The organism is Pseudomonas sp. FP2335 (assembly GCF_030687535.1).
Classification (GTDB): domain Bacteria; phylum Pseudomonadota; class Gammaproteobacteria; order Pseudomonadales; family Pseudomonadaceae; genus Aquipseudomonas.
Window position 1 is genome coordinate 2534785 of the sequence record NZ_CP117437.1, and the last position, 10590, is coordinate 2545374.

The following is a 10590-nucleotide window of genomic DNA, read 5'->3' on the forward strand; positions in this document are numbered from 1 at the left end:
GTTTATGCAAGCTGTAATGAACCCGAAGTATCCAGGGCTCAGTGTGCGGGTCGCCGACGAAGGCTTCGATGCCTACGTGTGGGGCAATGACTTCAGCTTTGAGGTCAGCGGCTACAGCGTGCCCGAGATGGGCGCGCGGGTCGATCAATGGCGTGTGGAGCGTATCCTGCCGTACCGCAAGTGTTATGGCATCGATCCGGAGGAGTTCGCCAGTTTCCGCGATGCGCCCGACAGCGCGGTCTTCATGGCGTACCTCGACGACCGGGCGGTGGGGCATATCGTGGTCAGCACCAACTGGAATGGTTTTGCCCATGTCGATGAGCTGGCGGTGGCCTTGCCTGCGCGGCGCCACGGGGTGGCCAAGGCGTTGCTGGATGTGGCGCAGTTCTGGAGTCGCAAGAAAAACCTGCCGGGCATGATGCTGGAAACCCAGAACAACAACCTCGGGGCTTGCCGCTTGTATGAGCGTTGCGGCTACGTAATGGGCGGGATCGACCACTTGCGCTATCGCGGCATTGATCCGCAGACCCGTGAGGTGGCGATTTTCTGGTATCGGCTGTTCAAGACCGAAGTCGACAAACCTTAACCGGCCAACAGGCTTTCAGCCTTCTGCGTGACGATCTCCAGCAGTGCGTTCAGTGCTGGGGACGTCACGCCGTCCTTGAGGGTCAGCGCATACAGGTTGACCATCACGGGCGGTGACAGCGGGCACGCATCCAGGCCCGCGTCGCGTGCGCCGTACGCGGTGAAGGGGTCGACAATCGCCAATCCTTCTCCCGCTTCCACCATGCTGCGCATCATCTGGTAGGTCTGCACGCGGGTCTGCACCACGGGCAGCGGGCGCAAGGCTTGCAGCTTGGCGTCCAGCAGACGGCTCAGCGGGTCCTGGCCTTCCAGGCCGATCATTGACTGGCCTGCCAGATCTTGCAGGGCGATGTACTTCTGCTTTGGCTTGAGCCAGCCGTGTGGCGCGAGCAATTGCAACTTGCCCTGGGCCAGCACGCTGCTGTGGATTTGCGGGTGTTCGGGGTTATGCAGGCTCAGGCCGACCTCGGCCTCGTGCAACAGCAGGCTGCGGACGATGTCGCGGGTCGGCTGGCTGGACAGGTTGCACGGGGTGTCCTGGAAGCGTCGGCGCAGCAGCGCGATGCTTTGCGGCAACAGCTGATTGGCCAGCGGTGGCGTGCACAGGGCGCGCAGGGGTGGGGCGTGATGGTGCTTCAAGCGGCTGGCCAGGCGTTGCAGCGGCTCCAGCGCTTCATATACATGGGCGATTTCGGCTTGCAGTTCCAGGGTTTCCCGGGTGGCCTGCAAGCGTCCGCGCACACTGGCGAACAACATGAAACCAAGCTGTTGCTCGGCGTCCTTGAGCGCTGCGTCCACATCGCCCACGCAGAGTTGCAACCATTCGGCGGCCGTGCCGAGGTGTCCGGTCTGCAAGATGGCCTGAATCACTTCGATATGACGTAAACGCATCGCCGGAGTCTATGTGCAGCGCGCCGGGGATTCAATAGAATGGCTGCGCTGATCAACAACGACCAAAGCCGGCTAGCGGCACTTACAACAAGAACAGGTCTGGTCTCATATGCCTCTACCCTCGATATTCTTCGGGGTAACGGCCAAGCAGCTGGTGGTCCTGGTGACCGTTGGGTGCGTGGCTGCTTATCTCTTCAACAGTCATGACGACACCGCGCCGGACAACCTGGCCCTTGAAGCGTTTGTCCGCTCTGAGGAGCAGGTGATCGAGCAGGTAGGCGCGGTGCTGGATATTGCGCTGGTCAGGCAGGTGGTCGCGCACCCCAGCAATAACGCAGCGGGCTACACGCGTTCGATGTATGCGGTGGAGGGCGAGCGGGGCAAGTTGCTGGTGACGCTGAAGGAGGCAGCGGGGGGCCGGGAAATCGAAGTCACAGAGATCCGCCGCCCCTGATCACCCCAGCCCAGCCAACGCCATGCATGGCCAGGACTGGGCTGGTAGGCAGGGCGAGGTCTTACGAAGCGAGGGTAGTTTGCGACTCGCGCACGATAATGATGCCCGACTGAATCAACTTGAACTCATCGCCCTCCAGCTTTTCTACACGGTCGCCAATGGCCAGCTTGTAGGTAGTGGTGGGCGTCGAGCCTGCCAGGTCGCCCTGCGCCGGATTGGATTCCTGGAACTCATGCACCGAATACACGCGTCCCTCTGCGTCTCTGGCATGAAACTGTCCGACTAGTACTGCTGCCATCTGTTTAGAACCTCTGGAGATAATCACTCGATTTGCGGTTCTGTAGACCGTTATGGAGCGGTGTAGTTTACCTACGTTAAAAAAATACTATTCGCTGGCGATTTCGGATGAATCCTACAAGGTGGGGCGTTTGGAGGATTATCAAAAACCTTCTGGTGAACCCGCCGCGAAGACTCTATAACTACAAGCTCCTTTATTCAGACGTCGGGAAAACCTCCATGAGCAAGGTCTACACGATTGCCGTCCTGGTTGGCAGCTTGAGAAAAGAGTCGATCAACCGCAAGGTCGCCCTGGCCCTGGCCGAACTGGCCCCTGCCAACCTCAGGTTGAAGATTGTCGAAATTGGCGATTTGCCGCTCTACAACGAGGACATCGACGGTGCAACACCGCCGGCAGCCTACAGCACTTTCCGTCAGCAGGTGAGTTCATCCGACGCGGTGTTGTTCGTGACCCCGGAATACAACCGTTCCGTGCCTGCGCCGTTGAAGAACGCGATTGACGTGGGCTCCCGTCCATACGGCCAAAGCGCCTGGAGTGGCAAGCCGGGTGCGATCATCAGTGTGTCGCCAGGAGCCGTCGGTGGTTTCGGCGCCAACCATCACCTGCGCCAATCCCTGGTGTTCCTTGATGTACCGTGCATGCAGCAGCCGGAAGCCTATGTGGGCGGCGCGGGAAGCTTGTTTGATGAGGCCGGAAAGCTGTCGGAAAAGACCAAGCCATTCTTGCAGGCGTTCATCGACGCTTATGGCAAGTGGGTAGCCAAGCAAACAGCCTGACTTGGCAATGAGATGAGAAAGTGGGAGCGGGCTTGCTCGCGAATGTGCTGTGTCAGTCAACGATGCGTTCACTGATCCACCGCATTCGCGAGCAAGCCCGCTCCCACATGGGGTTTAGCGCAGCCAGTTCGTGCGTGCCAGCTCAATGACCTCATCGCCACGGCCACTCATCACCGCCTTGAGCATATACAGGCTGAACCCCTTGGCCTGCTCCAGCTTGATGCTCGGTGGCATCACCAGTTCCTGAGTCGCGGTCACCACGTCCACCAACACCGGCCCATCATGGGCCAGTGCGCGACGCAGTGCCGGTTCCAGATCTTCTGACTGCTCCACGCGAATCCCCAGGATGCCCATGGCGTTGGACATGGCGGCAAAGTCCGGGTTTTTCAGTTCGGTGCCGGCATCCAGATAACCTGCGGCTTTCATCTCCATGGCGACAAAACCCAGGGATGAGTTGTCGAACACCACCACCTTGACCGGCAGTTTCAGCTGGGCCAATGAAATGAAGTCCCCCATCAGCATGGCAAAGCCACCGTCGCCGGACATTGAAATAACCTGCCGACCTGGAAACGCCGCCTGCGCGCCAATTGCCTGGGGCATGGCGTTGGCCATCGAGCCGTGGTTGAACGAGCCGATCAGTCGACGCTTGCCATTCATCTTCAAGTAACGCGCGGCCCACACGGTGGGCGAGCCGACGTCGGCGGTGAAGATCGCATCGTCGTCCGCCAATTCGCTGAGCAGGCGCGCCACGTATTGTGGGTGGATCGGCCGATTGGCCTTGGACGGTTGCGCCAGGTCGTCGAGGCCTTGGCGGGCTTTCTCGTAATGCTTGAGCGAGGTCTCGAGAAAGCTGCGGTCGGCCTTGCGGGTCAGGCGCGGCAGCAGGGCAGCGATGGTTTCGCTGACGTCGGCGCAGATGCCCAGGTCCAGGGTGGTACGGCGCCCCAGCGCTTGTGGGTCGCGGTCGACCTGGATGATCTTCGCATCGGTGGGGTAGAACTGACGGTAAGGGAAGTCCGTGCCGAGCATGATCAAGGTGTCGCAGTCGAGCATCGCATGGTAGCCGGAACTGAAGCCGATCAGGCCGGTCATGCCCACGTCGAACGGGTTGTCCCATTCCACATGCTCTTTGCCGCGCAGGGCGTGTACCACGGGAGCGCCGAGGGCGTCGGCCAAGGCGACCACTTGATCATGGGCACCGGCACAACCGCTGCCGCACAGCAGGGTGGTTTTCTGACTGCTTTGAAGGATTTCGCTGAGGCGTAGCAGGTCTTGTTCCGCTGGCAAGGTGCGCGGTGCGTGCAGGGCCGGCCACGGTTTGAGCTTGTCTTCCACTTCCAGCAGCGACACGTCGCCCGGAATCACCACCACCGCGACGCCGCGATTGAGGATCGCCGAGCGCATGGCGCGATGCAGCACGTGGGGCATCTGCTCGGGGCTGGTCACCAGTTCGATAAAGTGGCTGCATTCCTTGAACAGTTCCTGGGGATGGGTTTCCTGGAAGTAGTTCAGGCCAATCTCGGTGGAGGGAATCTGCGCCGCGATCGCCAGCACGGGTACGTGGTTGCGATGGCAGTCGAACAGGCCGTTGATCAAGTGCAGGTTGCCGGGCCCGCAACTGCCGGCACACACCGTCAACTCGCCGGTGGCAGCGGCCTCGGCACCCGCCGCGAAGGCCGCGACTTCCTCGTGGCGCACATGCATCCACTCGATACTCTCCATGGTGCGCAGAGCGTCGGTGAGGCCATTGAGGCTGTCACCGGTCAGGCCCCAGATGCGCTTGATACCCGCCTGTTCAAGCGTGGTCGCCAATTGCTGGGCCAGGTTGATTTTCGCCATGAAAAACTCCAATCGTCAGTGAGGTTAAAAACTGCTGATCAATAGGGGACAGTTCGATCACGGCGAATGCTCCGCCTTTATTGTGAAGACTGCGCCATGGCCGCACGGTACTGCCGAGTGCGCCTGGCCAGAAACCATTGGTCACGCACCAGCGCCATGCACGGCGCTACCTTGGCGCTTGGCGCGCGACCGTGGCTGAGGCGGCGCATCTGGTGACGCACCACCGCAAGGATGGCCAGGGACGCCAGAGGCTTGCGCTTCCAGTCCATGGGCTCGAGTTGCGGGTTGGGGTCGCGCCCTTCACTCCAGTGCTGGATCAACTGCGGCTCCAGGGTCAGGGCGGTGGCGATGCCGGCCATGGCGATGCCGCTGTCGAGCACCTGTTGCACGATCGCCAGGCGGCGGATGCCGCCGGTGACCATTACCGGCATCCTGGCGATACTTGCCAATTCAGTGGCCATGTCCAGGAAATACGCTTCACGGGCCAGCGTGCGCCCGTCCCGCGCTTCGCCCTGCATCGCCGGCGCTTCATAGCTGCCGCCGGACAACTCCAGCAGGTCGATGGGCAACGGGTTGAGCATTTCGACCACGGCGCGCGCATCGGCCTCTGCAAAACCACCGCGCTGGAAGTCCGCCGAGTTGAGTTTGAGCGCCACGCAAAACGCCGGGCTGACGCTGGCGCGCACCGCGTGGATCACTTCCAGCAGCAGGCGTGCACGGTTTTCCAGCGAGCCACCCCAGCGGTCGTTGCGATGGTTGCTCAACGGCGAGAGAAATTGGCTCAGCAGGTAGCCGTGGGCGCCGTGGATTTGTACCCCGGTAAACCCGGCCTTTTCGGCGAGGCGGGCGCTGGTGGCAAAACGCTTGATCACCTCCTGGATGTCGTCTTCGGTCATGGCCTGTGGCTTGGCGAACATCTTCGAGAATCCACCCAGGTCGAGGGCTACCGCAGACGGCGCCATGGCTTGCTGGTGCAGGTTGGCCGGGGTCTGGCGTCCGGGATGGCTGAGTTGCATCCAGAACTGCACGCCCCTGTCGCGTGCCACAGCGGCCCATTCGCGAAAACTGTCCAGTTGCTGCTCGTCTTCCAGGGCCACGCCACCGGGGCCGGTCATGGCGCGGCGGTCGATCATCACGTTGCCGGTGATCAGCAAGCCGGGCTCGCCCTCGGCCCAGGCCTTGTACAGTTGCTTCAATTCGCGGGACGGGGCCTGTTGCGCATCGGCCATGTTCTCTTCCATCGCGGCTTTGGCGATGCGGTTGGAGATGATCTGGCCATTGGGCAGTTGCAGGGCTTCAAAGGGTGACATGGGTTGACTCCTGAGCGGGGGAGGCCTCAGGCTAAGCTTAAAGTTAACTTTAATGTCAAGCAGGTGATGGTGATGAATATTGGCGAGCTGGCAAAGCAGAGTGGGTTGGCGGCGTCACGTATCCGCTTTTATGAAGCGCAAGGCCTGATCAGTCAGGTGGGGCGCCAGTCCAACGGCTATCGACGTTATTCGGCCGAGGCGTTGCAGACCTTGCAACTGATCCAGAGCGCACAACAGGCGGGCTTCACCTTGCAGGAACTCAAGGCGTTGATGCCGGCGCCGGGCGAACACAAGCGCGAAGAGCTGATCGAGGCATTGGAGCGCAAGGTGGCGCAGATTGAGCAGATGCAGGCGCAACTGGCCCACAGCAAGGCCCAGTTATTGGGTGTGATCGAAGCGGTTCGGGCGCAGCCTGAAGGCGTGCCGTGCTCCATGGGGCAGAAGCAGGTGCTGGCGTCGACCCAATTCAATGGATAAAAAAAGCCCTGGCAGGCCAGGGCTTGATCATGCGCTGAAACTCAGCGGCGACGGAACAGTGGCAACGGTTCATCCGTTGCAGCCTGGTACGTCACCGAGAAGTCCTTGAGGCTTTCCAGCGCTTCGTACGGGTCTTTGTCGGCGCGCAAGGCGAAGGCATCGAACCCGCAACGGTGCAGGTAGAACAACTGATCGCGCAGGATGTCGCCAATCGCACGCAGCTCGCCTTTGTAACCATAGCGGTCACGCAGCAGGCGCGCGTTGGAGTAGTTGCGCCCGTCGGTGAAGGCCGGGAAGTTCAGGGCGATGACCTGGAAGTGTTCCACGTCGTCGCCGATTTCTTCAGCTTCTTCATCGGCGTCCAACCATACACCCAGGCCGCCGTCGCGGGCCTTGAGTGCATGAGCGTGCTCGCGCCACAGGGCCAGCGGCACGATCAGGTCGTCGCAGTTGGAGATGCCGTCAAAGCTCGCGTCCTTGGGCAGCAGGTGCCAGGTTTCGTCGAGGACTTCGTTGTTCTTAATGATTCGCTGCATAGACGCGCTCCTTGAACAGGTCAATGCCGATGCGCTGGTAGGTGTCGATGAAACGCTCATCTTCGGTGCGCTGTTCGATGTACACGTCGATCAGCTTGCCGATCACCTCGGGCATGGCTTCCTGGGCGAAGGACGGGCCGAGGATCTTGCCCAGGCTCGCGTCGCGGCTGGCGCTGCCACCCAGGGACACTTGGTAGAATTCTTCGCCTTTCTTGTCCACGCCCAGGATGCCGATGTGGCCGACGTGGTGGTGGCCACAGGCATTCATGCAGCCGGAGATGTTCAGGTCCAGCTCGCCGATGTCGAACAGGTAGTCCAGGTCGTCGAAACGGCGCTGGATAGATTCGGCAATCGGGATCGACTTGGCGTTGGCCAGGGAGCAGAAGTCGCCACCCGGGCAGCAGATGATGTCGGTCAACAGGCCGATGTTCGGCGTGGCAAAACCACCTTCGCGCAGTTCGCCCCACAGGGTGAACAGTTGGCTCTGCTCAACGTCCGCGAGAATGATGTTCTGCTCGTGGGAGGTGCGCAGTTGGCCGAAGCTGTAGCGCTCGGCCAGGTCGGCGACGGCGTCCAGTTGCTTGTCGGTGATGTCACCCGGCGCAACACCCGTAGGTTTGAGCGACAGGGTCACGGCAACGTAGCCTGGCTTCTTGTGCGCCAGGGTGTTGCGGCCACGCCAGCGGGCGAAACCCGGGTGCTCTGCGTCGAGGGCGGCGAGTTCGGCGTCCTGATTGGTCAGGGCCTTGTACTCGGGGTCGACGAAGTGCTTGGCGACGCGATGTACTTCGGCTTCGGTCAGAGTGGTCTGGCCGCCGCGCAGGTGTTCCATTTCAGCGTCGACTTTCTGGGCGAACACCTCAGGGGTCAGCGCTTTTACCAGGATCTTGATCCGGGCCTTGTACTTGTTGTCACGACGGCCGTAGCGGTTGTAGACCCGCAGGATGGCGTCGAGGTAGCTCAACAGGTCCTGCCACGGCAGGAACTCGTTGATGAACGCGCCGACCACCGGGGTACGGCCCAGGCCGCCACCCACCAGCACACGGAAGCCCAACTCGCCAGCGGCGTTGTACACCGGCTCCAGGCCGATATCGTGTACTTCGATGGCAGCACGGTCCGAGGTCGAGCCATTGATGGCGATCTTGAACTTACGCGGCAGGTAGGCGAATTCCGGGTGGAAGGTGGTCCACTGGCGGACGATTTCACACCAGGGGCGCGGGTCGATCAGCTCGTCGGCGGCAACGCCGGCGAATTGGTCGGTGGTCACGTTGCGCAGGCAGTTGCCGCTGGTCTGAATGGCGTGCATCTGCACGGTGGCCAGTTCAGCCAGGATGTCCGGCACATCTTCCAGCGCCAGCCAGTTGAACTGTACGTTCTGGCGCGTACTGATGTGCGCGTAGCCTTTGTCGAAGTCGCGGGCAATCTTGGCCATCATGCGCACCTGACGCGAGGTCAGTTGGCCATAAGGCACGGCTACCCGCAGCATCGGCGCAAAGCGCTGAACATAAAGGCCATTTTGCAGGCGCAGAGGGCGGAACTCTTCTTCGCTCAGTTCACCTGCTAGGTAGCGTCGGGTCTGATCACGGAACTGCTTGACGCGGTCCTCGATGATGCGCTGATCGTATTCGTCGTATACGTACATATAGGTCCTGTTCTCGGCAAATCTGCGCGCACGGCCGCGCACTCCCAACGGAGCCGCCGCACGATACCAGTTTGCGTTTATGCGCAAAAGTGATGTTTGAGTATATGCAAATAACCAAATCGACTAATGAGAACTGTTATCGCTATACCCACATTTGTCATGCGGGCAATCTTGAACTTTACTGTGGTCGAGTCTTGATGCAGTCACCTAATAAAACCGATAAGAGGCGATGCGATGAGCAACCCAACCAAAGCCCGTAAGCCCGACAGTACCGTTGATGCCTGGGCCATTCTGTTTCTGATAATCCTGGTGGTCGGCACCGCTGTATTCTGGGTGAGCCACCAATAAACGACGTTGATTGAGCCTCGATTGAGCGGTTAATTGCCACTATCATGGCGGCCACTCTTCAAGGCTTGGATAACGATGCTGAAGGTTCTGATTACGTGCATGTGGTTGCTGGGGGCTGCGTATGGCGCAGCGGCCCATGCGACGTCCGTGGTGTTTCTCAACCCTGGTACGTCGACGGAAACCTTCTGGGTCAGCTACACGCAATTCATGCAGGCCGCGGCCAAGGACCTCGGCCTGGATTTGCGTGTGCGTTATGCCGAACGTGATTCCGGCAACACCCTGGCGCAGGCCAGGGACACGCTGCAAGGCCCCGTACGACCCGATTATCTGATGCTGGTGAACGAGCAATATGTAGCCCCACAGATTCTGCGCATGGCCCAAGGCAGCGGGGTCAAGCTGTTGATCGTGAACAGCACGCCAACCCCCGACCAAGTGCAGATGCTCAATGAGCGCAACGACGCTCACTGGATCGGCAGCCTGGTGCCCAACGACGAAGAAGCGGGCCATATGATGCTCGTCGATCTGGTGCACAAGCATGGGCCGATAGCCCCCGGCCAGACCCTCGACCTGCTGGCCTTTTCCGGCGCGAAGAACACGCCGTCCGCACAGTTGCGTGAACAAGGTTTGCGCCGTGCATTGGCGCAGTATCCGCAAGTGCGCCTGCGTCAGTTGGTTTATGGCGAGTGGAACCGTGAGCGGGCTTTCGAGCAAGCCACTCAGTTGTTCAAGCGCTACCCGCAGACGGCGCTGGTGTGGTCGGCCAACGATCAGATGGCGCTGGGCGCGATGCAGGCGCTGCAAGGCAGCGGGAGGGTACCGGGAAAGGACGTGTTGTTCAGCGCGGTAAACAGTTCACCCGAGATATTGCGGGCACGCCTGGACGGGCGTTTGACGACGTTGGTGGCCGGGCATTTCACCCTGGGCGGATGGGCGCTGGTCTTGATCAGTGACGATGCCAAGGGCGTGGATCTGGCCGCCCACGGCGGGCGCGATCGCCAGGCCGCGCTGTTCCAGTTGATCGATGGCGTGCAGGCCCAGCAACTGTTGGGGCCGTTGCCGGCGGTGAATTTTCGCGCACTGTCGGCCAAGGGCAAGCCCGAGTCCTACCGCTACCCGTTCAGCCTGCAACTGCTGCTGCATTAAACCCCGGCCAGTAGCAGTACCAGTTTGACGATGCCAAACAGCGTCAGTGCAAACACCGCCGTGAACAGGATACCCAGCAGCACAAAATGACTGGGCTTGCCGTGGGTAAAGTCGCGGGCGCGGTTCTTGCCACTCTGCACGCCAAAGGCCGCCGCCATGACGCTGTGCAGCATCTGCCAGAAGGTTGGAGGCTTGTTGTTGACTGGATCGTCCATACATCCCTCGACACAAGGTGTGTGAGGGACAGCATAGCCGACGATCCTGCGAATGTAGTGAGCGGGCTTGCCCCGC

12 protein-coding genes are annotated in these 10590 nt (G+C 60.9%); 5 read left to right on the top strand and 7 right to left on the bottom strand.

Features of this window, described 5'->3' with window-relative positions:
- Positions 1–4 precede the first annotated feature (4 nt).
- Entirely contained in the window at positions 5–586 is a 582-nt protein-coding gene (locus PSH81_RS11315) for a GNAT family N-acetyltransferase (protein ID WP_192299702.1), read from the top strand.
- On the opposite strand, the gene PSH81_RS11320 is transcribed toward PSH81_RS11315, so the two are convergent.
- Complete coding sequence (locus tag PSH81_RS11320; RefSeq protein ID WP_305392539.1) at positions 583–1476, bottom strand: LysR substrate-binding domain-containing protein; 894 nt, start codon at positions 1474–1476, stop codon at positions 583–585. The two genes, PSH81_RS11315 and PSH81_RS11320, sit on opposite strands and share 4 nt — an antisense overlap.
- Positions 1477–1585: 109 nt before the next feature.
- On the opposite strand from PSH81_RS11320, the gene PSH81_RS11325 reads away from it, so the two are divergent.
- Complete coding sequence (locus tag PSH81_RS11325; RefSeq protein WP_305392540.1) at positions 1586–1930, top strand: hypothetical protein; 345 nt, start codon at positions 1586–1588, stop codon at positions 1928–1930.
- Between the two features lie 61 nt (positions 1931–1991).
- Here the strand turns inward: PSH81_RS11325 and PSH81_RS11330 are convergent, their stop codons facing one another.
- On the bottom strand, positions 1992–2228 hold the full coding sequence (locus PSH81_RS11330) for a hypothetical protein (protein ID WP_122310093.1): 237 nt from the start codon (positions 2226–2228) through the stop codon (positions 1992–1994).
- A gap of 218 nt (positions 2229–2446) precedes the next feature.
- On the opposite strand from PSH81_RS11330, the gene PSH81_RS11335 reads away from it, so the two are divergent.
- Entirely contained in the window at positions 2447–3004 is a 558-nt protein-coding gene (locus tag PSH81_RS11335) for an NADPH-dependent FMN reductase (RefSeq protein WP_226457222.1), read from the top strand.
- Between the two features lie 114 nt (positions 3005–3118).
- Here the strand turns inward: PSH81_RS11335 and poxB are convergent, their stop codons facing one another.
- On the bottom strand, positions 3119–4843 hold the full coding sequence (poxB, locus tag PSH81_RS11340) for a ubiquinone-dependent pyruvate dehydrogenase (protein ID WP_305392541.1): 1725 nt from the start codon (positions 4841–4843) through the stop codon (positions 3119–3121).
- 77 nt (positions 4844–4920) lie between these two features.
- Positions 4921–6153: an NADH:flavin oxidoreductase/NADH oxidase family protein gene (locus PSH81_RS11345; RefSeq protein WP_305392542.1), complete on the bottom strand. Its 1233-nt coding sequence runs from the start codon at positions 6151–6153 to the stop codon at positions 4921–4923.
- 72 nt (positions 6154–6225) lie between these two features.
- Here PSH81_RS11345 and PSH81_RS11350 point away from each other — a divergent pair, with 72 nt between their 5' ends.
- Positions 6226–6630 carry a MerR family transcriptional regulator gene (locus tag PSH81_RS11350; RefSeq protein ID WP_305392543.1) on the top strand — a complete coding sequence of 135 codons (405 nt, stop codon included), beginning with the start codon at positions 6226–6228 and terminating at the stop codon, positions 6628–6630.
- Positions 6631–6671: 41 nt separating this feature from the next.
- On the opposite strand, the gene PSH81_RS11355 is transcribed toward PSH81_RS11350, so the two are convergent.
- Together PSH81_RS11355 and PSH81_RS11360 are read right to left on the bottom strand one after the other, a co-directional pair.
- Entirely contained in the window at positions 6672–7166 is a 495-nt protein-coding gene (locus PSH81_RS11355; RefSeq protein WP_192299694.1) for a DUF934 domain-containing protein, read from the bottom strand.
- Complete coding sequence (locus PSH81_RS11360) at positions 7150–8808, bottom strand: nitrite/sulfite reductase (protein WP_305392544.1); 1659 nt, start codon at positions 8806–8808, stop codon at positions 7150–7152. Before PSH81_RS11360 ends, PSH81_RS11355 begins: the two co-directional genes overlap by 17 nt.
- Positions 8809–9231: 423 nt before the next feature.
- Here PSH81_RS11360 and PSH81_RS11365 point away from each other — a divergent pair, with 423 nt between their 5' ends.
- A complete protein-coding gene (locus PSH81_RS11365; RefSeq protein WP_226457225.1) occupies positions 9232–10299 on the top strand; it encodes an ABC transporter substrate-binding protein in 1068 nt (355 codons plus the stop codon).
- Here PSH81_RS11365 and PSH81_RS11370 read toward each other — a convergent pair.
- A complete protein-coding gene (locus PSH81_RS11370) occupies positions 10296–10514 on the bottom strand; it encodes a DUF2970 domain-containing protein (RefSeq protein ID WP_192299691.1) in 219 nt (72 codons plus the stop codon). The genes PSH81_RS11365 and PSH81_RS11370 overlap by 4 nt on opposite strands.
- Between the last annotated feature and the right edge of the window lie 76 nt (positions 10515–10590).